This window comes from Agromyces molybdatiresistens (assembly GCF_052748445.2).
On the sequence record NZ_CM188258.1, the window covers coordinates 1,273,086 to 1,296,694 of the forward strand.

24 protein-coding genes are annotated in these 23,609 nt (G+C 72.1%); 11 read left to right on the forward strand and 13 right to left on the reverse strand.

Translation table 11 applies throughout. The features are described from left to right. Positions 1 to 83 precede the first annotated feature (83 nt). The gene (locus ACULK2_RS05790) at positions 84 to 836 is read right to left on the reverse strand and encodes a phosphotransferase (protein WP_445970299.1); all 753 of its coding nucleotides are present in this window, start codon (positions 834 to 836) and stop codon (positions 84 to 86) included. A 553-nt stretch (positions 837 to 1,389) separates the two neighbouring features. Then, positions 1,390 to 3,057 (reverse strand): thiamine pyrophosphate-binding protein, encoded by a 1,668-nt coding sequence (locus tag ACULK2_RS05795; RefSeq protein ID WP_445970300.1) that lies wholly within the window; start codon positions 3,055 to 3,057, stop codon positions 1,390 to 1,392. A 220-nt stretch (positions 3,058 to 3,277) separates the two neighbouring features. Between ACULK2_RS05795 and ACULK2_RS05800 the strand changes: the two genes are divergently transcribed. The 4 genes from ACULK2_RS05800 (at position 3,278) to ACULK2_RS05815 (ending at position 7,453) form a co-directional block, all read left to right on the forward strand. After that, positions 3,278 to 3,580 (forward strand): hypothetical protein, encoded by a 303-nt coding sequence (locus ACULK2_RS05800; protein WP_445970301.1) that lies wholly within the window; start codon positions 3,278 to 3,280, stop codon positions 3,578 to 3,580. Positions 3,581 to 3,763: 183 nt separating this feature from the next. Next, positions 3,764 to 5,296, forward strand: a complete 1,533-nt coding sequence (locus ACULK2_RS05805; protein WP_445970302.1) for a glyceraldehyde-3-phosphate dehydrogenase — start codon at positions 3,764 to 3,766, stop codon at positions 5,294 to 5,296. A gap of 96 nt (positions 5,297 to 5,392) precedes the next feature. Next, positions 5,393 to 6,568 carry a thiolase family protein gene (locus tag ACULK2_RS05810; protein WP_445970303.1) on the forward strand — a complete coding sequence of 392 codons (1,176 nt, stop codon included), beginning with the start codon at positions 5,393 to 5,395 and terminating at the stop codon, positions 6,566 to 6,568. A 96-nt stretch (positions 6,569 to 6,664) separates the two neighbouring features. After that, a complete protein-coding gene (locus ACULK2_RS05815; protein ID WP_445970304.1) occupies positions 6,665 to 7,453 on the forward strand; it encodes an SDR family NAD(P)-dependent oxidoreductase in 789 nt (262 codons plus the stop codon). 107 nt (positions 7,454 to 7,560) lie between these two features. Here the strand turns inward: ACULK2_RS05815 and ACULK2_RS05820 are convergent, their stop codons facing one another. Next, the gene (locus ACULK2_RS05820) at positions 7,561 to 8,382 is read right to left on the reverse strand and encodes an SDR family NAD(P)-dependent oxidoreductase (RefSeq protein WP_445970305.1); all 822 of its coding nucleotides are present in this window, start codon (positions 8,380 to 8,382) and stop codon (positions 7,561 to 7,563) included. A 93-nt stretch (positions 8,383 to 8,475) separates the two neighbouring features. Between ACULK2_RS05820 and ACULK2_RS05825 the strand changes: the two genes are divergently transcribed. Then, a complete protein-coding gene (locus ACULK2_RS05825) occupies positions 8,476 to 8,898 on the forward strand; it encodes a nuclear transport factor 2 family protein (RefSeq protein ID WP_445970306.1) in 423 nt (140 codons plus the stop codon). Between the two features lie 16 nt (positions 8,899 to 8,914). Here the strand turns inward: ACULK2_RS05825 and ACULK2_RS05830 are convergent, their stop codons facing one another. The 3 genes from ACULK2_RS05830 to ACULK2_RS05840 all read right to left on the reverse strand — a co-directional run bounded on the left by ACULK2_RS05830 (position 8,915) and on the right by ACULK2_RS05840 (position 11,755). After that, entirely contained in the window at positions 8,915 to 9,904 is a 990-nt protein-coding gene (locus ACULK2_RS05830) for a permease prefix domain 1-containing protein (protein WP_445970307.1), read from the reverse strand. Next, complete coding sequence (locus ACULK2_RS05835) at positions 9,901 to 10,242, reverse strand: PadR family transcriptional regulator (protein ID WP_445970308.1); 342 nt, start codon at positions 10,240 to 10,242, stop codon at positions 9,901 to 9,903. Before ACULK2_RS05835 ends, ACULK2_RS05830 begins: the two co-directional genes overlap by 4 nt. 70 nt (positions 10,243 to 10,312) lie before the next feature. Further along, positions 10,313 to 11,755, reverse strand: coding sequence for a helix-turn-helix domain-containing protein (locus tag ACULK2_RS05840; protein WP_445970309.1), 1,443 nt, complete (start codon positions 11,753 to 11,755; stop codon positions 10,313 to 10,315). Positions 11,756 to 11,883: 128 nt separating this feature from the next. On the opposite strand from ACULK2_RS05840, the gene ACULK2_RS05845 reads away from it, so the two are divergent. Next, positions 11,884 to 13,752, forward strand: a complete 1,869-nt coding sequence (locus ACULK2_RS05845) for a phosphoenolpyruvate carboxykinase (GTP) (protein ID WP_445970310.1) — start codon at positions 11,884 to 11,886, stop codon at positions 13,750 to 13,752. Positions 13,753 to 13,940: 188 nt separating this feature from the next. Here ACULK2_RS05845 and ACULK2_RS05850 read toward each other — a convergent pair whose 3' ends face one another. Continuing rightward, a complete protein-coding gene (locus ACULK2_RS05850) occupies positions 13,941 to 14,453 on the reverse strand; it encodes a CHRD domain-containing protein (RefSeq protein WP_445970311.1) in 513 nt (170 codons plus the stop codon). 149 nt (positions 14,454 to 14,602) lie between these two features. Here ACULK2_RS05850 and ACULK2_RS05855 point away from each other — a divergent pair, with 149 nt between their 5' ends. Then, on the forward strand, positions 14,603 to 15,001 hold the full coding sequence (locus ACULK2_RS05855; protein WP_445970312.1) for a DUF1622 domain-containing protein: 399 nt from the start codon (positions 14,603 to 14,605) through the stop codon (positions 14,999 to 15,001). A 9-nt stretch (positions 15,002 to 15,010) separates the two neighbouring features. Next, positions 15,011 to 15,199, forward strand: a complete 189-nt coding sequence (locus ACULK2_RS05860; protein ID WP_445970313.1) for a hypothetical protein — start codon at positions 15,011 to 15,013, stop codon at positions 15,197 to 15,199. Positions 15,200 to 15,218: 19 nt separating this feature from the next. On the opposite strand, the gene ACULK2_RS05865 is transcribed toward ACULK2_RS05860, so the two are convergent. From ACULK2_RS05865 to ACULK2_RS05890, 6 genes are all read right to left on the reverse strand, one after another. Further along, positions 15,219 to 15,689: a 2'-5' RNA ligase family protein gene (locus ACULK2_RS05865; RefSeq protein ID WP_445970314.1), complete on the reverse strand. Its 471-nt coding sequence runs from the start codon at positions 15,687 to 15,689 to the stop codon at positions 15,219 to 15,221. A 47-nt stretch (positions 15,690 to 15,736) separates the two neighbouring features. Further along, positions 15,737 to 16,540 (reverse strand): hypothetical protein, encoded by an 804-nt coding sequence (locus ACULK2_RS05870; RefSeq protein ID WP_445970315.1) that lies wholly within the window; start codon positions 16,538 to 16,540, stop codon positions 15,737 to 15,739. 141 nt (positions 16,541 to 16,681) lie between these two features. After that, the gene (locus ACULK2_RS05875) at positions 16,682 to 18,739 is read right to left on the reverse strand and encodes an ABC transporter ATP-binding protein (protein ID WP_445970316.1); all 2,058 of its coding nucleotides are present in this window, start codon (positions 18,737 to 18,739) and stop codon (positions 16,682 to 16,684) included. 88 nt (positions 18,740 to 18,827) lie between these two features. Next, positions 18,828 to 19,055, reverse strand: a complete 228-nt coding sequence (locus ACULK2_RS05880) for a hypothetical protein (RefSeq protein WP_445970317.1) — start codon at positions 19,053 to 19,055, stop codon at positions 18,828 to 18,830. Positions 19,056 to 19,087: 32 nt separating this feature from the next. Next, complete coding sequence (locus ACULK2_RS05885) at positions 19,088 to 20,020, reverse strand: carbohydrate kinase family protein (RefSeq protein ID WP_445970318.1); 933 nt, start codon at positions 20,018 to 20,020, stop codon at positions 19,088 to 19,090. After that, on the reverse strand, positions 20,004 to 20,924 hold the full coding sequence (locus ACULK2_RS05890; protein ID WP_445970319.1) for a pseudouridine-5'-phosphate glycosidase: 921 nt from the start codon (positions 20,922 to 20,924) through the stop codon (positions 20,004 to 20,006). The genes ACULK2_RS05885 and ACULK2_RS05890 overlap by 17 nt, the downstream gene beginning before the upstream one ends. A 43-nt stretch (positions 20,925 to 20,967) precedes the next feature. Here ACULK2_RS05890 and ACULK2_RS05895 point away from each other — a divergent pair, with 43 nt between their 5' ends. Genes ACULK2_RS05895 through ACULK2_RS05905 form a run of 3 tightly spaced genes read left to right on the forward strand, consistent with a single transcriptional unit; the run spans position 20,968 to position 23,608 of the window. Further along, complete coding sequence (locus ACULK2_RS05895; RefSeq protein ID WP_445970320.1) at positions 20,968 to 21,894, forward strand: ABC transporter ATP-binding protein; 927 nt, start codon at positions 20,968 to 20,970, stop codon at positions 21,892 to 21,894. Further along, entirely contained in the window at positions 21,891 to 22,787 is an 897-nt protein-coding gene (locus ACULK2_RS05900) for an ABC transporter permease (RefSeq protein ID WP_445970321.1), read from the forward strand. Before ACULK2_RS05895 ends, ACULK2_RS05900 begins: the two co-directional genes overlap by 4 nt. Further along, positions 22,784 to 23,608 carry an ABC transporter permease gene (locus tag ACULK2_RS05905; protein WP_445970322.1) on the forward strand — a complete coding sequence of 275 codons (825 nt, stop codon included), beginning with the start codon at positions 22,784 to 22,786 and terminating at the stop codon, positions 23,606 to 23,608. Before ACULK2_RS05900 ends, ACULK2_RS05905 begins: the two co-directional genes overlap by 4 nt. Position 23,609 lies beyond the last annotated feature (1 nt).

Genomic DNA, 23,609 nt, shown 5'->3' on the forward strand with positions numbered 1-23,609 from the left:
TTCGAGCTCGGCCGCGGCTGCTGTGATGAGTACGCGTGCGTCCTGAGCACACGGAGAGACTGTGCGAGAGCGGACACCATCCGCTAGCGAGTCGTGTTGAGTGCGGCGGACCAGACGGGCTGATTGCCGGCGACGTACTTGGTCACGGCCGCCCAGTGGTCGCCGTGGCCGTCTGCGAACATCGATGCCCAGGGTTCGCGGCCGGTTTCGTGTCCGGAGCGCAGCAGGTCGAGCATCGCAGTAGCCCGGCGATGCATCGCCGATGGCAGCTCGTCCCGAAGCGTGATGTCCGCGTCGTAGCCGTCGACGAAGGCGGCGAGGTCATCGGCGGCGTCGTGCGGCGGTCGCGTGACGTCTGAGAGAGCGAACGCCTGGGCTGCGTAGGCGAGGTCCCAGAGCCGGGTGCTGGGCGCGGCCGCGTCCCAGTCGATGAACACCCACCGGTCACCGATGATCAGGTTCCACGGCGCAAGATCGTTGTGACAGACCAGCTCGGCGCCCGGAGCCGGAATGGCGGTCTGCCAGACCGCGTCGGAGGCCGGAACGAAGTCGACGCTGGCATCGTGGATGGTCCGCACGATTGCGCCGACTCGATGGAGGTCGGTTCGCGACAGGTTCGCGTGCATCGCCAGTCGCCCCGGAACGAACTCGATGACCTGGCGGCCCTGCTCGTCACGGCCCAACGGCGCGGGCGCGTCAACGCCGTGCGCTCGAACGGCTTCCATGAACGCGTGGACGCTGCCGCTGGCTCGGGTCCACGGCTTGCGCACCGTCGAGCCCACACGAACGACTTCGCCGCTCGCATTGCCGCCCTCGAGCTGCAGCTCCTCGTCCATGACTCGACGCTAGCGTTGGCCTGGACGCTGCCACGCGCCCACTCCGGTCGAGTGCAGAGACGATCCATGAGCGAACGCCCGAAGACGGATCACTGCTCTCCGCTCTTTCGTTCCCTGTTCGAGCACCCGACCGACGGGCGCTTCAGTGAAGGAAGCGGCGGACTCTACATCCGGGTCGACGTCGACGAACGAGCTCCTCTCCCAGGTGCACGGGCGATCCCTCATCGCGAGCCCGAGACTGCGGCAGTCGCCTTGCGGTTCAGGGTCGGGCGACGAATCCAGCCCGAGCATGAGCACCAACAGCCCGCAGGCGAGTGTCTATGCGCCCACGGTGAGAAGCCAGCGCTCGCCCGGAATGGCCGCGCTGAGCTCGACCAGACGATCGTGATGCTCGGTGCCGGCGAGATGGCCCGCTGCGCACACGCGGCAGGATCGCGATCCCGATCACCAGAAGGTCGGCCGCGGCGTCGAGCGAGCAGAGCGTCAGCATCGACGCAGCGTGGGCCGTGGGACGCCGGAACGTCATGCGAGGCATCCGCTGCCAGGGCGCCGCTCAGGCCTGAGGCGCGGAGTTCACGCGAACGATCTCCTCCTGGTACGGCGCCACGACCCGATCGGAGATGCGGCAGTCGAGGAGCAGGAACCGGCGCTGTCCGACGGGCTCGTCCGTCCACGCGGCGAGCCGGTCGAGGTCGGCGACGTCGCGCACGACGACCCCCTCGGCGCCGACCGCCGTCGCGAGGCCCGCGAAGTCGACCTCGGGGATGCGCATGGGCGGCTCGGCGAGCCCCTTGCGGCCGTAGAGGTGCACCTCGGCGCCGTAGGCGGTGTCGTTCCAGACCACGGCGATGCCGCGGCCGCCCGCCGTGCGGACGGCGGACTCCAGGTCGGCGATCGCCATGAGGCCCCCGCCGTCACCTGTCGTGAGCACGATCGTCGCGTCGGGCTTCGCCGCTGCGGCGCCGGGCACGCTCGGGAAGCCGAGCCCGATCGACTGGAACGCCGTGCCGACCATCATCATGCGGTCGGGGGACGCCACGGGCCAGTACATGTTCGCCCACCCGATGAAGTGCCCGCCGTCGGAGACGACGACGCGGTCCTCGGGCAGTAGTTCGGCGAGGCGGGCCGCGACCGAGCGCGGGTCGAGCCGGCCGTCCTCGGCGACGATGCCGACGCCGGGGTCGTTCGCGCGGAGCGGTGCGATCTCGAGCGACTCGCGCCAGCCCGACGGCTCGGCGCCGAGCGCGGCGAGCTCGTCGAAGAGTCGCCGGGCCACGAGGGCGGCGTCGCCGCGCACGTACGTGCCGACGTGCGGGTGCGTCGCGGCGGGCGCGACATCGACCTGGGCGACGTGCGTGCCCGGCGCGAAGAGGTCGCCGAAGCGCATCGTGAACTGGTTGAGCGAGGCGCCGAACACAACCGCGACGTCGGCCTCGCGGATCAGCTCCATGGCGCCCTCGGCGCCGAAGCCGCCGGTCACCCCGAGATCGAAGCGCTCGTCGGGGAAGAGGCCGCGGCCGAGCGCGGTCGTCGCCGTGACGGCGCCGGTCGCCGCGGCGAGCTCGCCGAGCACCTCGCCCGCGCCCGCGAGCCACGCGCCGCGGCCGGCGATGAGCACCGGGCGGCTCGCCCCGGCGAGGGTGCGGGCGAGCGCCGCGATCGATCCTTCCGCGAACGCGCCGCGCGGGGCGAGGGGAGCGGGCAGGCTCGGCGCGGGCGTCTCCGGCACGCGCCCCGCCTCGAGCGCGGCGACGTCGTAGGGGATCGCGAGCACCGTCGGCACGCGGTAGGCGAGGGCGTGCTCGATGGCGATGACCGTCGTGGCCGCGGCATCCGTTCGCCCGACGGTGTACGTGCGGGCGCCGACGCCCGACGCGAGCGCGATCTGGTCGACGCCCCACGGCCGGCGGCCCGAGGTCGGCTCGTCGCCGACGACGAGCACGAGCGGCACCTGCGCCTGCACGGCCTCCGCGAGCGCGGTGATCGTGTTCGTGAAGCCGGCGCCGTAGGTCGCGGTCGCCGCGGCGATGCGCTTCGAGGCTCGGAAGTGCGCATCGGCGGCGACGACCCCGCCGACCTCGTGGCGGACCGCGGTGAAGGTCGCGTCGGTCTCGCGTTCGAGCGCGTCGAGGAACCAGGCGTTGCCGTTGCCCATGACGCCGAAGACGTGGTCGACGTGGGCGGCCAGGGTGCGGGCGACGTGCGCGGAGACGGTGGGCATGGCGAAGCCTTTCGAGACGATGACGGATGGCGGTTCCGTATGTGTCTCGCGGGGGCCGGCCGGTGCGGCCTGACGCTTCGCGCCCATTTTTCGAGCGCCGGCGCCGGCCGTTCGCGATGGGCTGCGGCGGGCGCCTGGACGAGAGCGAGTATAGCCAGCGGCCGCGTGCGCCGACGCCGCGCGGCGTCATGATCGACCGCGGTGCGGCAGGATGGCTCGGGTGAAGACCATCCAGCTGCGCCGGTACACCCTCGTCGACGGCGAATACGACGCCTTCGTGGCGTGGTGGAACGAGTGGATGCCGCGCGTGCGCCCTGCAGCCGGCTTCACCATCGAGTTCGCCTACGGCGTCCGCGAGGCGAACCAGTTCGTCTGGGCCGTGAGCGCGCCCGGCGACGCCGACGCGTTCCGCGCGCGCGAGACCGAGTACCTCGCCTCCGACGCGCGCGCCGTCGCCTTCGACGGCGTGCCGCAGCGCGTCGCCCACTACGACATCGCCCTCGTCGACGACGTCGCCGCCTGAGCTGCGGCTCGCCGCCGCGGCATCCGTCGCCCACGTCACCGGACGTCGTGTACAGCCGTCACGCGACCCGGCGCCCGGTATCATTCGAGCATCCCCTTGGACAACCCCGTGGTCGACGCTGCCCACCCCCGGCGCGACCCGAACAGGCCGACGAGGTCCGACCCGCGGCTGGAAGGAAGAGTCGTGAGCCACGAGTTCGACGCCCGCCGTGAGGATTGGATCGCCCGAGAGGAGCTCGCCGAGCGCATGATCCCGCTCATCGGCGGGTTGTACCGCCGGCACGGGGTCGTCACCTCGATCCACGGCCGGCGGCTCATCAACCGCTCGGCGGTCGAACTGCTGAAGGCGCATCGCTTCGCCCGGCAGGCCGGCGACGTCGAGCTCGACCTCGCCGACACCATGCGCGTGCTCGAGGCGCTCACCGAGATCGGCCCCGGCCCCGCGTCGATCGACGTCGCCCGGCTCGTCTCGCGCTTCCACGCCGCCCCGGCCGGAACCGACCTCGTCGACTTCCTCCGCTCCGAGCTCGCACCCGTGCTCGTCGACGCGTCGGCCGACGCCGACGCCGACAGCGACGCCGACCCCGCGGCATCCGGAACCGACGTCGTGCTCTACGGCTTCGGGCGCATCGGGCGGCTGCTCGCCCGCATCCTCATCGCGCACGCCGGCGGCGGCCAGGGCCTGCGCCTCCGCGCGATCGTCGTCCGCAAGGGCGCCGAGAACGACCTGCAGAAGCGCGCGAGCCTGCTCCGCCGCGACTCGGTGCACGGTCCCTTCCAGGGCACGATCACGGTCGACGAGGAGGCGAACACCATCCTCGCGAACGGCACGCTCATCCAGGTCATCTACTCCGACGACCCCGGCACGATCGACTACACCGCCTACGGCATCTCCGACGCGATCGTCGTCGACAACACCGGCCGCTGGCGCGACGAGGCGGGCCTCAGCCGCCACCTCGAGTCGACGGGCGTCGCCCGGGTGCTGCTCACCGCCCCGGGCAAGGGCGCGATCAAGAACATCGTGCACGGCATCAACCACGCCGACATCGAGTCCGGCGACCGTATCCTCTCCGCGGCCTCGTGCACCACGAACGCGATCACGCCGGTGCTCGCGGCGGTCGAGGAGGCGTACGGCATCGTCCGCGGCCACGTCGAGACCGTGCACTCGTTCACCAACGACCAGAACCTCATCGACAACTTCCACAAGGGCGACCGCCGCGGACGCTCGGCGGTGCTCAACATGGTCATCGCCGAGACCGGCGCCGCGAAGGCGGTCTCGAAGGCACTGCCCGCCCTCGAGGGCAAGCTCACCGGCAGCGCCATCCGCGTGCCGACGCCCGACGTGAGCCTCGCCATCCTGAACCTGCAGCTCGAACGCCCGACCGACAAGGCGACGCTGAACGCGTACCTCCGCAAGGTCTCGCTCACCTCGCCGCTGCGCCAGCAGGTCGACTACATCGAGTCGGCCGAGGTCGTCTCGACGGACTTCGTCGGCAGCCACCGCGCCGGCATCGTCGACGGCCTCGCCACGATCGCCGACGGCACCGACGTCGTGCTCTACGTCTGGTACGACAACGAGTACGGCTACTCCTGTCAGGTCGTTCGCGTGATCGAGGCCATGGCGGGCACGCACCCCGTCGTGCTCCCCGAGCGCGAGCCCGTGCGCATCGAGCAGGTCGCGGCGGCGGCCGTGCCAGAGGTCGCCGAGGTCGGCTGAGCGGATGCCGCGGGGCGGGTGCCGCACCACGGCGCCCCGCCCCGCGGCCGCGGCGGAGGGGGCCCGCCTGCCCGCACGGCGACCTAGGCTGGGAGTATGAGCAGCGAAGCCGTCATCGTCGACGTCGTCCGTACGCCCGTGGGGCGCGGCAAGCCCGGAGGCATGCTGAGCGGAGTCCACCCCGTGGACCTCCTCGCGGGCGTGCTCACCGCGATCGTCGACCGCAACGACCTCGACCCGGCCACCATCGACGACGTCATCGGCGGGTGCGTCAGCCAGGTCGCGGAGCAGTCGTACAACATCACGCGCAACGCCGTGCTCGCCGCCGGTTTCCCCGAGCACGTGCCGGGCACGACCATCGACCGGCAGTGCGGGTCGAGCCAGCAGGCCGCGACGTTCGCGGCGCAGGCGATCCTCGCCGGCCAGGCCGACATCGTGATCGCGTGCGGCGTCGAGTCGATGAGCCGCGTCCCGCTCGGCTCGAGCGCCGCCGGCGCCGACCCGTACGGCCCGCGCCTGAAGGCCCGCTACCCCGAGGGGCTCGTCGGGCAGGGCGTCTCGGCCGAGCTCATCGCGGCGAAGTGGGGATTCTCGCGCGACGACCTCGACGCGTTCGCCGCGCGATCGCACGAACTCGCGGCCGCGGCGGGGGAGTCCGGGGCCTTCGCGACCGAGGTCGTGCCCGTCGCCGGCGTCGACCGGCTCGTCGACGAGACCGTGCGGCCCGGCACGTCGGTCGAATCGCTCGCGGGGCTCAACCCGGCGTTCCGCACCGACGCGCTCGCCGAGCGCTTCCCCGACCTCGACTGGCGCATCACGCCGGGCAACTCGTCGCCCCTGACCGACGGCGCCTCCGCGGCGCTCATCATGAGCGCCGACGCCGCCGAGAAGCTGGGCCTCACGCCGCGCGCCCGTTTCCGGGCGTTCTCGGTCGTCGGCAGCGACCCGCTCTACATGCTCACCGGCGTGATCCCGGCGACGGCGAAGGTGCTCGAGCGCGCGGGCCTCGCGCACGACGACATCGACGCGTACGAGGTCAACGAGGCGTTCGCGTCGGTGCCGCTCGCGTGGCTCGCAGAGACCGGGGCGGAGCCGGGCAAGCTCAACCCGCGCGGCGGCGCCATCGCCCTCGGCCACGCGCTCGGCTCGAGCGGCACCCGCCTGCTCACGACGCTCGTGAACCAGCTCGAGGCGACCGGCGGACGCTACGGACTGCAGACGATGTGCGAAGGCGGCGGCATGGCCAACGCGTACGTCGTCGAGCGCGTCTGAACCGCCTCGGCGCCTCGGCGGCGACCCGTGCGTGCCGCCTGCTCGCACGCGTGGACATCCACCCCCGAATCAGCCCCCAATCACGGAAGGACCCCCATGGAACTGAGCGGAGCATCCGCGATCGTCACGGGCGGCGCGTCCGGCCTCGGCCGTGCGACCGCCCGGGCCCTCGTCGACGGCGGAGCGCACGTCGTGCTCGTCGACCTGCCCGGTCCCCGCGGCGACGAGGCCGCGGCCGAGCTCGGCGAGCGAGCCCGGTTCGTGCCGGCCGACGTGGCCGATGAGGCGCAGGTCGCCGAGGCGGTCGCCGCGGCATCCGCGCTCGCACCCTTGCGCGTCGCGGTGAACTGCGCGGGCATCGTGACCGCGAACCGCACGGTCGGCCGCGACGGCCCGGCGCCGCTCGACGCGTTCGAGCGCACCATCCGGGTGAACCTCGTCGGCACGTTCAACGTGATCCGGCTCGCCGCCGCCGCCATGGCCGAGACCGAACCGGTCTCGGCGAGCCTGGACGGCGGCCCCGCGACCCTGGAGCGCGGCGTGATCGTGAACACCGCCTCGGTCGCCGCGTTCGACGGGCAGATCGGCCAGGCCGCCTACTCGGCCTCGAAGGCGGGCGTCGCCGGGATGACGCTGCCCATCGCGCGCGACCTCTCGAAGCTGCTCATCCGCGTCGTGACGATCGCGCCCGGCATCTTCGAGACGCCGATGATGGCCGGCATGCCCGACGACGTGCGGGAATCGCTCGAGCAGCAGGTGCCGCACCCGTCGCGCCTCGGGCACCCGACCGAGTACGCGGCGCTCGTGCGCTCGATCGTCGCGAACCCCATGCTCAACGGCGAGACGATCCGCCTCGACGGTGCGATCCGGATGCAGCCGAAGTAGGCCACGGCGTGCCGCAATGAGTGCGCGGATGTCGCGGCGCGATGCCGCGGCATCCGCCCCTTGGTCTGCGGCTGCGGCTGCGGGCGCAGGCCCGGCTCGGCCCCGCCTCAGGCGAAGGATGCCGCGTCGGCGTGCTCCGCGAGCGCTCGCGCCGTCCAGCGCATGAGCGCGTCGGTCTCACGGTCGTCGCGCGCCTCGGCACTCGGCTCGACGAGTCGGCCGTCGTCGTAGTACTCGCCGCCCGCGGCATCCGTCGTCAACGCCTCGATCACGTTCGCCGCGCCATGCCCGACCGATGCACCCGACGCGCCGAACATCGCGTGAAGCAGGTCGGTGCTGATCACGCCGGGGCTGAGGCTGACCGCGGTCGCCCGGCCGGGAAGGCGGCGGGTGAGCCATCGCGTGTACATGATGATCGCGAGCTTCGAGCGGGCGTAGGCGCGCACGTTCGAGTATCCGCGCTCGAGCTCGATGTCGTCCAGGTCGAGCGACGCCATCTCGTGCGTCGCGGAGCCGAGGTTGACCACCCGCGCGGCATCGGTGAGCGCCGTCTGCAGGTGCGCCGTGAGCAGCACCATCCCGAGGTAGTTCACCTGGAGGGTGCGCTCGTGGCCGTCGGCCGTGACGCGTCGGACGTCGGCGCCGGGGACGCCGGCGTTGTTCACGAGGCCGTCGATCGGCCCGTCGGCCGCGGTCGCGATCGCGGCGGCGCCCTCGACGACGGATGACAGTCGGCCGAAGTCGCACGCGACGTACCGGACGTCGGCCCCCTCGCGTCGGAGATCCGCGACGAGCGCCCCGACCTGCTCGACCGGTTCGGGGCCCTGCACGACCACGCGGTGGACGCGACCCGCGACGCGCCGCGCGGTCGCGAGCCCGATGCCGCTCGTCGCGCCCGTCACGACCACCGTTCCCTGCAGCGCACGCATCCCAGCCCCCGTGTCGTCGTCCGTCACCCCGACCGCGCCCGGAGGCTCGCGCCCGCGGGCGGTCGGCTCATACCCTAGGCCCAGGAGGGGAGCATGGGGAATCGGGAGATCATCCAGACGGCGTTCGGCGACTGGGAGAACGGCAATGGCCACGTGTCACGCATCTTCGCGCCCGAGATGACGTGGGAGATCGCCGGGAGGTCGGCGGCGGCCGGCACGTATCCGAGCGCCGCCGCGTTCCAGGCGCAGGTGCTCGAGCCGTTCGCACGGCGGTTCCCGTCGGACGCGCCGTTCCGGCCCGTGCGGATCCGCGGCGTGCACGCCGACGGCGACACCGTCTCGGTCGTGTGGGACGGTGCGGGGACCACGATCGCCGGGACCGAGTACGCCAACACCTACGTGTGGGTCATGCGACTCCGCGACGGCCTGGTCGTCGACGGGCTCGCGCTCTTCGACAGCATCGCCTTCGACGAACTCTGGAACGGCGTCGAGCCCGCCCCGCCGTCACGCGGGTGACGGCGGGGCGAACCGGCTAGATCCGGCCGATGGCGAGCGCAGAGCCGCCGCGGCGGCGGACGGTCTTGATCACGCCGTCGACGACGTCCCAGACGGTGACGGCGATCACGGCGATCACGATGATCGTCGTCGCCACGCCGCCCGCCTCGCCCCACGGCCACCCCACGGCGTCGAGGAACTCGGGGTTGACGAGCTGCCCGGTCGTGAAGAGCCACAGCGCCGGCACGGCGAACGCGACGTTGAGCAGCAGGTTCAGGGCAGCGAGCCACCAGTTCCATCCCCAGGCGTAGATCGCCGCGGCGAACACCATCTCGAGGCCGATCAGGACGAGGAACCACGGGATCCAGAACGACCACAGGTCGGGGTCGAGGAACGGGATCGATTCGCCGAGCGGGTTGAGGATGGGGGCGCCCGAGCCCTGCCAGATGATGAGCACCGCGAACAGCGTGAGGAACGCCAGCGATGCGATGAGGTCGCCGAGGCGCCCGGCGCGGCCGTCGTCGTCGGGGAGGGCCGGGAGGTGCTCGGGCGTCCAGCGGTCGACCGGACCGGCGCCCGGATTGCGCTCGATGATGGCGAAGACGAGCGTCGGCCAGAACGCGAGGTGCACGGCGAGGGAGAAGGCGACGCTGAAGGCGCTCGCGAACATCTCGCCGATCGACGCTCCCGCGAGCGCCTGCGCGAGGAGGACGGCCCCGACGGAGATCGGCAGCACGATCGCGAGGAGCATCGTCACGAGACGCTTCCAGGTGAGGTAGTACCGCGGTCCGATGAGCTGCAGGGGGCGGTCGAGGTACTTCGCCGCGAGCGCCGCCGGATCGCCGAGCTCGACGAGGACCGAGAACTCGGCGTCGTCGGTCGCGGTGCCGGACTCGCGGCGCGCGTCGACCTCGTCGCCGATGCGCTCGCGCAGCTCGCGGCCGAACTCCTCGCGTTGCGCTTCGGGAAGGGTGCGGGCCGCGGCCCAGACGTAGCGGTCGGTGAGTGTCGTTGCGGGGGTGGTCATGATTCGTCTCCCGAGGTGAGCCGGGCAAGTGCCCGGTCGATGTTCTTCCAATCGGCGGTGAGGACGCCGGCGAGCTGCTCGCCAGCCGGGCTGGTGCGGTAGAACTTCCGAGGTCGGGCCTCCTCGGTGTTCCACTCGCTCGTGAGGAGGCCCTGCTTCTCGAGTCGCCGGAGCAGCGGGTAGAGCGTGTTCGCGTCGACCGTGATGCCGATGCGGTTCAGCGACTCGAGCAGGGCGTATCCGTAGTCGGGGTCGCGCAGCCGGACGAGGCAGCCGAGCACGACCGTGCCGCGCCGCAATTCCTGCAGGTGGCCGGCCGTCGTGTCATCCGTGCTCATGTTGAGCACTGTACAGTGCGACACACACTATTGCAACAGACGCATGCATGTGCATGCGCCCGTCGAAGAACTACTCGCCGGCGTGGGCCTCGAGGAAGGCGTAGACCTCGGCATCGTCGACGCCGGGGAAGGTGCCCGAGGGCAGCGGCGAGAGCACGTGGGCGTGCAGGCGCGCACTCGGCCAGGCCTGGCCGGCCCACCGCTCGGCGAGGCCGTCTGGCGCGCGTCGGCAGCACGACTCGTCGGGGCAGTGGGAGACGGACCGCAGCGTCGTCTCGCGCCCGCGGAACCACTTCGCCTGATTGAACGGCACGCCCACGGTGATCGAGAACTCCGTGGCATCCGTTCGCCCGGTCTGCGTCGCGCACCAGAACGTGCCGACAGGCGTGTCGGTGTACTGGTAGTTCTCGGTGGTCCGATTGGTGTGCTCGAACGCGGTGCGTGCGCTCCACTTCTTGCACACCCACTGACCCTCGATCGAACCCGTCACGTCCGTCGGCAATGGCAGGCCGTCGTTCTCGTAGCCCTTGAGCAGCGCGCCGTCGCCGTTGACGCGCAGGAAGTGCACGGTCATGTCGAGCTGGCTCGTCGCGAGGTTGGTGAACCGCAGCGCGGCGGCCTCGTGCGTCACGCCGAACGCGTCGCGGAAGTCCTCGATCGCGAGGCGCTTGTCCTTCTTCGCGTCCTGCAGGAAGGCGACGGATGCCTCCTGCGGCATCAGGCACGCGGCGGCGAAGTAGTTGATCTCGAGGCGCTGCCAGAGGAACTCGTCGTAGCTCGCCGGCGGCTGATGGCCGAGGAGGCGGTGCGCCATCGCCTGCAGCGCCATCGAGCGCAGGCCGTGCCCGCCGGGGATCGAGGCGGGCGGCAGGTAGATGCGGCCATTGGCCAGGTCGGTGATGGAGCGGGTCGAGTCGGGCAGGTCGTTGACGTAGATGAGCTGGAAGCCGAGCCGCTCGGCCATCACGCTCACCTCGCGGTGGGTGAGCGCGCCCTGCCGGTGCCCGGACGCCCGCACCTGCTCCTCGGCGAGCCGCTCGATGTCGGGAAGGTAGTTGTCGCGGGCGCGCATGCGCTCGCGCAGCTCGGTGTTCGCCCGCCGTGCCTCCTCCGGCGTGGCGATCGCCTCGCTCGCTCGCCGCTGCAGCTCATGGTGCAGGCCGACGATCGCCTCGAGCGACTCGTCGCTCATGCCGCGGGTCGGCCTCACGTGCGGAAGCCCGAGGGCGGCGTACAGCGGACTCGACTGCGCCCGGCCGAGCTCGAGCTCGAGTTCGGCGCGCCGGCTCGGCGCCTCCCGTGAGAGCAGATCGGCGAGGTCCACCTCGAGCGCCGACGCGAGCGCGTCGAGCGTCGAGAGCTTGGGCTCCCGCTTGCCGTTCTCGATGAGTGAGAGCTGGCTGCCCGCGAGGCCGACGCGATCGCCGAGTTGGTCGAGCGTGAGCCCGAGGTCGGTGCGGTAGTGCCTGATGCGGTGACCGAGCGTGGCCAGGTCCGGGCTGCCGAGCTTCATGCCTTCAGATTATCGAAAGATCACGGATTCTTAACATCCGAATGGTCGGTATGGATGTCTCATCCTCGCTCAGACTGGAAACACGCCACCGATCACGGCGGCACTCCAGACTCCTCGAAAGGACGACGATGACCATCTCCGACTTCTCGGTCAACGCCTCCGGATCCGCCTCGGACGCGGAGGACCGCCGCCATGGCACGAGCGACCCGGCGCTGCGCGCCTGGGTCGCGGAGATCGCCGCGATCACCCAGCCCGACGACATCGTCTGGTGCGACGGCTCCAAGCAGGAGGCCGACCAGCTCACGCGCCAGCTCATCGCCGAGGGCAAGCTCATCAAGCTCAACCCGGAATGGCGCCCCAACAGCTACCTCGCCCGCACCGACCCGTCGGACGTCGCGCGCGTCGAGGACCGCACGTTCATCTGCTCCACCTACGAGGAGGACGCGGGACCGACGAACAACTGGCGCGACCCGCACGCGATGCGCGAGGAACTCGTCGGCGTCTTCACGGGCTCGATGAAGGGCCGCACGATGTACGTCGTACCGTTCTCGATGGGTCCGCTCGGCGGCGAGATCAGCCAGCTCGGGGTGGAGATCACCGACTCGCCCTACGTCGTGCTCTCGATGGGCATCATGACCCGCATGGGAGAGCAGGTGTACCGCCTGATCGAGACCGGCGAGCCGTGGGTGCGCACCATCCACTCGCTCGGCTACCCGCTGGTCGACGGCGTCGGCCACCGCCGCGACGACGTCGAGTGGCCCTGCAACGAGACCAAGTACATCGTGCAGTTCCCGGATTCGCGCGAGATCTGGTCGTACGGTTCGGGCTACGGCGGCAACGCCCTCCTCGCGAAGAAGGCGTTCGCGCTCCGCATCGCGAGCGTGATGGCCCGCGACGAGGGATGGCTGGCCGAGCACATGCTGCTCATCAAGGTCACCTCGCCCGAGGGCAAGGCCTACCACATCGCGGCCGCGTTCCCCTCGGCCTGCGGCAAGACGAACCTCGCGATGCTGCGCCCGACGATCCCCGGCTGGAAGGTCGAGACGATCGGCGACGACATCGCCTGGATGCGTCCCGGCGAAGACGGCCGCCTCTACGCGATCAACCCCGAGGCCGGCTTCTTCGGCGTCGCACCCGGCACCGGCGAGACGACGAACCCGACCGCCGTGCAGACCCTCTGGGGCAACACCATCTTCACGAACGTCGCTCTCCGACCCGACGGCGACGTCTGGTGGGAGGGCCTGACCGACACGGTGCCCGCCGAGCTCACGGACTGGGAGGGCAACCCGTGGACGCCCGCGTCGGGTCGCCCGGCCGCGCATCCCAACTCGCGCTTCACGGTCGCCGCGGCGCAGTGCCCGCAGATCTCCGACGACTGGGACGCCCACGACGGCGTGCCGATCGACGCGATCCTCTTCGGCGGCCGCCGCGCGACGAACGTCCCGCTCGTCGCCGAGGCGCGGAGCTGGAAGCACGGCGTCTTCATGGGCGCGACGATCTCGTCCGAGCAGACGGCCGCGGCCGAGGGCACGGTCGGCGAGCTGCGTCGCGACCCCTTCGCCATGCTCCCGTTCTGCGGCTACAACATGGCCGACTACTGGGGCCACTGGGTCAAGATGGGCCGTGTGCTCGGCACGAACGCGCCGAAGATCTTCCAGGTCAACTGGTTCCGCAAGGGCCACGACGGGAAGTTCCTCTGGCCCGGGTTCGGCGAGAACTCCCGCGTGATCGAGTGGATCGTCGGCCGCATCGAGGGCACCGCCGAGGCCGACGAGACCCCGATCGGCAACCTGCCGGCCGCCGGTTCGCTCGACCTCGACGGCATCGAGATCTCCGACGACGCGCTCGAGCAGCTCTTCGAGGTCGACCCGAAGACCTGGCTCGCCGAATGCGACCTCACCGAGGAGTACTTCGGCCTGTTCGGCGACCGGGTCCCCGCGGCGCTCAAGGCCGAGCTCTCCAGCCTCCGCTACCACCTGCAGCAGCAGGTGGCGTAGCGGGCCCTTCCCGCCGGTCGTCGCTCAGGGGTGGGCGACGACCGGCGGTACCGCGCCTCAGGGGCGCAGGGCGACGGATGCCGCGGGCGCGACGTGCACGGGAAGGCGCGTCACGCCCGCGGCATCCGTCGCCGTTCTCGTTGCCCGCGCTCCGGTCGCGCGCGCGTCGACCGACCGCTCCGGACCGCTCAGTGGATCTGGCCGCGGATCTCGCCCCCGGGGATGTCGCCCGGCTCGTTGGTGACCGGCTCCTCGCCGTCGTTCGTGTGGACGTTGACGTACGCGCCGCCGGAATCGAGCGCGTCGACCAGGTCGCTGAGCGAGGCACCCGCCAGAGGGCCGATCAGGTCCGCCGCCGTGATGGTGCCCGTCGCGATGACGCCGCTCGTCTTTCCGCCGCCCGCCGGCACCGGGCCGTACAGGAACGCCACGACCGGTCCGTTCTCGGTCGACGGGGCGAGGTGGATGTGCGCGGCCACCGGGTTCTCGAGGTTCGCGACGATGAGGCGGTACTCGAGCTCGGTGCCGTCCGGCGACAGCTTGAAGATCGTCGCGCCGCGTGCGAGCGAGTCGTTGGGCGGCACCTCGTTCGCCGCGCTGAGTTGCGCGGTGTAGGTCGAGTCGTCCGCCTGGGCTGCGATGGGCATCATCGTCGCGGCGACGGCCAGCGCCGCAACGGCCAGGATTCGGGTTGCGTTCATCATCGGTCCCCTCAGCAGGAATCGACCGGCATCGGCGTCGGCCGATGCTCGCATTCTCGTCCTCGGACGGCGCAGCCGAAAGCCCCCGCCACGCGCCCCGCCTGCGGCATCGCGCCGCCGCCCGGCGATACCGTGACCGCGGAGGGACCATGGAATTCGGCGCGGTCATCACGCAGGTCGGCGAGGTCATCGACGTCGTCGGCGTCATCGCGATCGTCGTCGGCGTGATCGTGGCGATGGTGGATGCGGCGATCCGCCGCCTCACGCACGCGGGCCCCGTCTACGCGCGGTTCCGTCGGGTGCTCGGCCGCGGCATCCTCATCGGGCTCGAGCTGCTCGTCGCGGCGGACATCATCCGCACGGTCGCCGTCGAGCCGACGCTCGAGTCCGTGGGCGTGCTCGCGCTCATCGTCGTCATCCGGACCTTCCTCAGCTGGTCGCTCGAGGTCGAGATCTCGGGCCGCTGGCCGTGGCAGAAGGCCCGCGCGCAGGGCGAGGACGAGGAGCCTCTGCCCGAGGCCGTTGCCGGGGCGGTGCCTCGGGAGTAGCGTGCCGTCATGGAGTGGGTGTGGATCGCGATCGGCATCCTCGCCGCGCTGGCCGTCCTCGGGGTGGTGCTCGCGACGCGGATCCGGCGTGACCGCTCGGCGGGCACCGAGGGGCCGGACCTCTGGGACGACGAGGAGACGAAGCGGCGACGGGACGACCCGGAACTGCGGGAATGGAACCACGGCGGACCCGCCTAGGTTCGCCGGATGCGCACGATCAGGCCTCGAGGGGCCAGACCGCCGCGACCGTGCGCATGGCGCGCCCCTTGGGCGGGCGCAGGTCGACCAGCGCCGTCTGCTCGAGCATGACCCTGCGGCCCGTGGGCATCGACCCGAGCGACGTGTCCGTCACGTGCGGACGGTAGTCGAGGCGTGCACGTGCGACGTCGACGTCGGCCTCGCGGAGTGCGCCGAGCAGCCTCGTGCGCATCGCGCCGAGCGGCCCGTCGTCGCGGACGAGCGTGACGGGCACGTCGCGGCGGCGGCCGAACATCGCGCGATCGAACGACGCGGCCTCGATCGCCCGCCGTCCCCGCAGCACGGGCCCCATGAGGTCGGCGACCCACGTCGCGTCGTGCCGCGTCTCGAAGGGCTCGACGACCGTGACGTGCAGCGGCCACGCGGAGACCGGGAACGACGCGCCGGCCGTGAGCGGCTCGAGCGGCAGCACCACGGCGAAGCGTCCCATGCGGCGAGCGTACGCCGCACGGGACGCCGTGCGAGACGCCTCCAGATTCAGACGCCGGCCTCGCCGAAGAGGTCGAGCAGGGCGTCGGGCGCGAAGCGCACCTCGACCGAGCCCGTCGGGCCGCGGTCGGCGGCGCCGACCCACAGCCCGGATCCCTCGTGCAGGCGCATCCAGCCGTCGCGGAACACGATGTCGGCGCCGACGACGATGCCGATGACGGGCGAGTCGCCCGCGCGCACCGCGATCGAGCCCTCGATGTCCTGCTCGGCCTGCGCGTCGACGTCCTCGCGGGCCGCGACGCCGACCAGCGGCCGGACGGTCGGGGTCGCGAAGCCCGGCACGTCGAACGGGCTTCCGCTCGCGGCATCCGGAACGACTCCGACGTGCACGCTCGTCGAGACGAGCGCGGTCTCGGCGCGGCCGTCGAGCACGAGCCGGCTCCCGACGCGGAAGCGGTAGAACACGCGGCCGTCGACGGGCGCCGTGGGCAGCACGACCGCGGTGACCCAGTTGCGGGTCCAGGCGAGCGGGTCGCCGCCGCGGCTCGGCGGGTCGTAGAGGCTCGCGGTCAGGCGCACGGCGCCGTCGGTGCGCGTGGGCGCGGCGCGGAGCGAGCTGGGGCGATCGCCGGCGGGGGCGATCGAGCGCGCCTGCTCGAAGGCGGGCAGGCGCTGGGTGTCCCATTCGCGCAGCCACGACTGCAGGCGGGCACGGAGCGCGTCGAACGAGGGCTCGGGCGAGGCGAGGGCCTCCTCGGCGACATCTGCGGCGGGCGCGGAGAGCACGGCGGCGAGGTCGCGCACGGTCGTCGCGCCGCGGGCAGCGGTCCTGGGGGCGTCGAGCAAGGTCATGATGGTCCTCCGGGGTGGATGGCGCAGGCGCGCCGGGAATCCGATGGAGGTCACGTTATGGACGTCGGAGGGGTCGCGGCATCCGCGCAGGCCCCGGGGCGGGGTGGGGGAGAACCCTGAAACTCGGCGGCGTGCTGCGGCTCAGACGAGCAGCTGGTGCTCCGCGAGCTCGCGGTAGAGCGGCACGGTCTCGACGAGCTCCTTGTGCGTGCCCTCGCCGATGACCCGGCCCTCCTCGACGACGACGATCCGGTCGGAGTCGACGACCGTCGAGAGCCGGTGGGCGATGACGATGAGCGTGCGGCCGGCGGCGACCGCATCGATCGCCTCGCGCATCATGCGCTCGTTCACGCCGTCGAGCGACGACGTCGACTCGTCGAGCAGCAGGATCGGCGGTGCGGCGAGCAGCGCGCGCGCGATCGCGAGGCGCTGGCGCTCGCCGCCCGAGAGCATGATGCCGTTCTCGCCGACCTGCGCGTCGAGTCCGGCGGGGTCGCGCTCGAGCACCGAGCCGAGGTTCACGGCGTGCAGCACGTGCACGCACTCGGCGTCGGTCGCGTCGGGGCTGCCGAGCTTGAGGTTGTCGCGGATCGTGCCGGCGAGCACGGGCGCGTCCTGCTCGACGTACCCGATCTGGGCGCGGAGCTCGGAACGCTCGAGCGCGCGAACGTCGAGACCGCCGAGCCGCACGGTGCCGACGCTCGGGTCGTAGAAGCGTTCGATGAGCGCGAGGATCGTCGACTTTCCGGCGCCGGACGGGCCGACGAGCGCGATGCGCTGCCCCCGGGGCACCCGGAACGAGACGCCGCGCAGCACGGGCTGGCGCTCGGTGACGTCGGGCTCGGGCAGGTGCTCGTCGGGCGAGTCGTTGCCGGGGTCGGCGGGGTCGGAGGGGCGCGTGAGCGCGTACGCGAAGTGCACGTCGTCGAACTCGACGGCGGGGGCATCCGGCAGCAGGCCCTCGTTCGCCGGCCCGACCATGACGGCGCGCGCGGCGAGCTGCCGGTCGTGCGCGTCCTCGTCGGGGAGGTCGAGGATCTCCTGGATGCGGCCGAGCGCGCCGAGCGCCTGGTTGACCGAGCTGATCGCGCCGAACGCCTGGCCGAGCGGCAGGATCATCATGAAGAGGAACAGGATGAAGGTGACGAGGTCGGCGATCGAGATCGCGCCCGACGCGACCCGGAAGCCGCCGACGCCGAGCACGACGAGGAACGACACCTGCATGGCGATGCCCGCGATGGGCACGATGAGGGCCGAGATGTGCGCGACCTTCACGCCCATCCTCCACGCGCCCTCGGCCTCGGCCTCGACGTCGCGCACCTCGCGCTCCGTGGCGCCGGCGGCCCGGATGGTGCGCACCGAGGTGATCGCGCGTTCGACGGATGCCGCGACGTCGCCGACCTTCGCCTGCGCCGCGTGCGACGCCTCGCGCACGCGCGAGGAGAGCAGCGTCACGGTCGTGATCGCGATCGCGATGACGAGCACGGTCAGCCCGAGGAGCACGGGGTCGATGATGAGCATCGCGATGAGCGCGCCGACGAACGTGACCGCGCCGCCGACCGCCTCGACGAGGCCCTGCGTGAGCACGGCTCGGAGCATGGTCGTGTCGCTGCCGACTCGCGAGACGAGGTCGCCCGTGCGGCGGGTGTCGAACTCGGCGATGGGTAGGTGCAGGATCTTCGCGATGAGGCGGCGGCGGCTCGAGAGCACGACGCCCTCGCCCGTGCGCTGCAGCAGGTAGTGCTGGTAGCCCGTGATGATCGCGCTCACGACGACGAGCGCGACGAGCGCCCAGACGAGCCCGTCGAGCGGGTCGCCGGCCTCGACGATCGTGATGACGCGGCCGACGAGCAGCGGCTGCGCGAGGCTCGCGATCGCGCCGACGATCGAGAGCGCCGCGACGACGATGAGCACCGGGCGGTGCTCGAAGATGAACGGCAGCAGCTGGCGGAAGGTCGCGCGCGGGCCGGGTGGCGTCTCGCCGCGGCGACCGAACGGGCTGCGGCGCGCCGGGCGCGGGTCCGCGGCATCGGCGGGCCGGGCTCCGGCGTCGCCCGCGGCGTCGTCGGTCGCCTGCTTCGGGTTCGCGTCTCGGCGCCCGATGAGCGGGATGCCGCCGGTGCGGGCGGCTCGCTCGGCCGCGCGCTCGGCGGCACGGGCTGCGGCCCTGGTGCCGGGTGTGGTCTCGATGTCGCTCATGAGGTCTTCCTTCGCGGCGCGCGGCGGCGGCATCCGTCGTCGGGGGATTCGCGGGCCGCATTGCAGCATACGTCGCGAGGCTGGGAGCTCAGGCCCGTCCGTACTTCTTGTGGACAGCCTGCCTGCTGACCTCGAGCGCGTGCGCGATGAGCTGCCAGCTCGATCCGGCGGCGCGGGCGCGTCGCACGGCGAGCGCCTCGGCGCGGTCGAGGTCGCGGTTCAGCGCGATGCGCGCGGCGTGGATGCCGCGGAGCGCGCGGTACGGGTCGTCGCCGTCGGCCGCGGCGATGGCGGTCTTCAGGGTGCCGTCGTCCATGTCGTCAACCGTAGTTGACAGCCTCCGGCGTGTCAATCCGTGTTGACGGCGTCGCCGCCGGGCGAGGCGATGACGGATGCCGCGGCGGCGTGTCCGGCCAGGCAGCTCGCCGCGGCATCCGCCCCGCCCATCGCCGCCGCGAGGTACCCGGCCGCGAACGCGTCGCCCGCGCCGGTCAGGTCGCGCACGTCGGCGACGGGGGCGACGGGGACGCGCGCGACGAGGGAACCGCCCTCGAACACCTCGGTCGGTTGCGGTCCGTGCTTGACGACGACCCGATCGGCGACCGATGCGGCGACCGCTCCGCCGTCGGCGACCCCGAGGAGCACGCCCTCCGTCTCGTTCGCGAACAGCACGTCGGGCCGCAGATCGGCGAGCCATCCGCCCACCCGCTCGACGCCGATCGTCTCGAGCAGCCCCGTCGACGACGTGTCGATCGAGACCCGCGCACCGCGCTCGCGCGCGAGCGCGACGAGGCGACGGATCTCGCCGCGCATGGGTTCGTGCTCGAAGCCGTAGCTCGGGACGTGCAGCCACGTGACGCCGTCGAGCCATGCGGGGTCGACCGCGTCGAGTTCGGCGGCCGCGGCACGGTCGGGGAACATCGTCCGCTCGCCGTCGGGCGCCACGATGAGGACGACGGCGCCCGTTCTTCCCGCACGCTGCACGCGCACGTCGACGCTGCTCGCCTCGAGGGCCGAGACCAGCGTGCGGCCCGCGCCGTCGTCGCCGACCCGGCCGATGAACCGCGTGGCGACGCGTGCCGCGGCGTGCGCCGCGACATTCGCCGCGCTGCCCCCGCGGGACCTGAACACCTGCGCGGCGGAGTCGGTCGCCGCGCGGATCGGCTCGGTCGCCCACACGACGACGTCTTCGAGCAGGTCGCCGACGACGACGAGGACGCCCCCGTCGCCGGCTCCCATGCCGGTGCGGCCCGCGCCCGCCGGCTCAGGCGGCGAGCTCACGCGCGATCTCCGCTCCGAGCCGCGCGTTGCCGAAGTACACGGCGAGGTTCACCTCGAGGCTGCGGCCGCCCGTCGCCCGCTGCACGAAGTCGAGCAGGAACGGCGTCGTGTCGTGCCCGGTGACGCCCGCGGCATCCGCGGCACGCAACGCCTCGGCGAGCACGCGGTCGTGGACGACGGGATCGAGTTGCGCGTCGGCCGCGACCGGGTTCGCGACGAGCACCGCCGCGTCGAGGCCCAGCGCGTCGCGCGCTCGCGCGACGGCGGCGGCCTCGGCCGCCGACTCGACGCGTGCGGGCACGGGGAACCCGGAATCGCTGACGTAGAACCCCGGATAGCGCTCGGTGCGGTACCCGAGCACGGGGATGCCGAGCGTCTCCATGCGCTCGAGCGTCGCTCCGATGTCGAGGATCGACTTGACTCCGGCGCTCACGAGGGTGATCGGCGTCACCGCCAGCATGGGCAGGTCGGCCGACTCGTCGAACGTCTCGGCCGCGCCGCGGTGGACCCCGCCGAGCCCGCCGGTCGAGAACACCCGGATGCCGGCGCGATGCGCGAGCCACGCGGTGGCCGCGACCGTCGTGCCGGCGTCGAGCCCCTGCGCCCGGGCGACGGGCAGGTCGCGGGTGCTCGCCTTCACCACGGCGTCGGCGGAGCAGAGGTGCCGGATGTCGCCGTCGTCGAGCCCGACGACGGGAACGCCGCCGACCACGCCGATCGTCGCCGGCTCCACGCCCGCCTCGCGCACCATCGCCTCGGCCTCGAGGCCGACCTCGAGGTTCCGGGGCCGGGGGAGGCCGTGCGTCAGGATCGTGGACTCGAGCGCGAGCACCGGGCGCCCGTCGGCGACGGCCTCCCTGATGCGGTCGGCGATGCGGACGCCGGGCGGCGGAGCGGGCTGCATGGCGCCCATGCTATGTCGGCGCCCGCGGCTAGGGTGGGGAACCGTGCCGCAGCCCGTGATCGTCGCCCGAGACCTCGTCAAGCGCTACGGGGAGTTCGCCGCGGTCGACGGGCTCTCCTTCGAGGTCGCGCCCGGAGAGTCGTTCGGGCTGCTCGGACCGAACGGTGCGGGAAAGTCGACGACGATGCGCATGATCGGCGCGGTCTCGGCGCGCACCGGCGGCGACCTGTCGATCCTCGGTCTCGATCCCGACCGTCACGGCCCCGACATCCGCTCGCAGCTCGGCGTCGTGCCGCAGGCCGACAACCTCGACACCGAGCTGCGCGTGCGCGAGAACCTCCTGGTGTACGGCCGCTACTTCGGGCTGCCGCGCCGGGTGGTGGCCGAGCGCGCCGACGAGCTGCTGCGCTTCGCACAGCTCGAGGATCGCGGCGCCGCCAAGGTCGACGCGCTCTCGGGCGGCATGAAGCGCCGGCTGACGATCGCGCGCGGCCTGATCAACGACCCCCGCATCCTGCTGCTCGACGAGCCGACGACGGGGCTCGACCCGCAGGCGCGGCACATCCTGTGGGACCGCCTGTTCCGGCTCAAGGAGCAGGGCAAGACGCTGGTGGTCACGACCCACTACATGGACGAGGCCGAGCAGCTGTGCGACCGGCTCGTCGTCGTCGACCACGGGCGGATCATGGCCGAGGGCACGCCGGCCGGGCTCATCCGCCGGTACTCGTCGCGCGAGGTGCTCGAGCTTCGCTTCGGCTCGGATCGCAACGAGGAGGTGGCGCGCGTCCTCGCGGGCACGGGCGACCGGATCGAGGTGCTGCCCGACCGCATCCTCGTCTACACGCCCGACGGCGAGGCCGAGCTCGAGCGCATCGCCGACGCGGGCCTGCACCCGGTCACGAGCCTGGTCCGCCGCTCGAGCCTGGAGGACGTCTTCCTCCGCCTCACTGGGCGGAGCCTCGTCGAATGAGCACTGCTCGCGGGTGGTCGAGGAGCGGCGGAGCCACGTCTCGGGAATCATCCGGGCCGTCCGACGACCCGACCCCCGACGCCCGTCGCGCCCTCGCCGGTGGAGCCCGCCCGCGCCGCTTCGGCGCCTGGTACGTGGCCGAGCACCGGCTGCGCGTCATGCGGTCGTACGGGCAGACCATCCTCGCGACCGCGTTCGGCGAACCGCTCGTCTACCTGTACGCGATGGGCGTCGGCCTCGCCACGCTCGTCGACCGGAACCTGGGCCTCGAGGCGCAGGGCGTCGGCTACCTCGTCTACGTCGCACCCGCCCTGCTCTGCAGTGCAGGCCTCATGACCGCGACCATCGAGCTCTCCTACCCCGTGCTGCTCGGCTACAAATGGAATCCGACGTTCAGCGGCATGCACGCTGCGCCGATCAGTCCCGGCCAGATCGTCGACGGGCTCGTCATCTCGGTCGTCGCGCGGGTCGCCGCGACGATGATCGTCTACTTCGGCTACATGCTGCTGTTCGGCGCCGTGCCGTCGCCGACCGGGTGGATCGCGATCGGCGTCGCGACGCTCACCGGCATGGCGTTCGGCACGCTGCTGATGGCGTACGCCTCCACGATCCGCGAGGACACGGGGCAGCTCGCCATGGTGCAGCGCCTCGTCGTCGTGCCCCTGACGCTGTTCTCGGGCACGTTCTTCCCGCTGTCCGAGCTGCCGTGGTTCCTCCAGTGGATCGGCTGGATCTCACCGCTGTGGCACGGTACCGAACTCGCTCGCGTCGTCACCTTCGGTCACGCCGAGCCGATCTGGCTCACGGTGCTGCACGTCATCGTGCTCGTGGCCATGTTCGTCTTCGGCTGGCTGATGTCTCGGCGCATCGCCGTCCGGAGGCTCACCGCATGAGCCTCGTCGACCACGCCCTCGAGCACCGCACCGCGCGACGCGGGGTCGGCGCGCTGTACGCGGGCAACGCCCGCGCCGTGATGTACCGCGGATGGCGCGCGACGCGCTCCACGAACTGGCTCGTGATGCTGAGCGGCCTGTTCGAGCCGATCTTCTACCTGCTCTCGCTCGGCATCGGGCTCGGCGCCCTCGTCGGGACGGTGACGGTCGACGGCCGGGAGGTCGAGTACGCGGCGTTCATCGCACCGGCGCTGCTCGCGGTCGCCGCGATGAACGGCGCGATCTACGACTCGACCTGGAACGTCTTCTTCAAGATCCGGTTCGCGAAGCTCTACGAGGGCATGCTCGCCACGTCGCTCGGTCCGCTCGACGTCGCCCTCGGCGAGATCTCGCTCGCGCTGCTGCGCGGCGGGCTCTACGCCGCCGGCTTCATGGTCGTCATGCAGGTGCTCGGGCTCGCCCTCTCCTGGTGGGCGCTCCTCGCGTTCCCCGCCGTGCTGCTCATCGCGTTCGGGTTCGCGAGCGTCGGCATGGCGGTCACGAGCTACCTGAAGTCGTTCCAGCAGATGGAGTGGATCGACTTCGTGATGCTGCCGATGTTCCTGTTCTCGGCGACGTTCTACCCGCTCACCGTCTACCCCGAGCCGATCCAGTGGCTCATCCAGGCGTTGCCGCTCTGGCACGGCGTCGAGCTCGTCCGCGGGCTCACGACGGGCGCGGTCGGCGTCGAGCTCCTCGTCCACGTCGGCTACTACGTCGTGATGGTCGTGATCGGCATGTTCCTCACGACGAGACGACTGCGCGCGCTCTTCCTCGACTGAG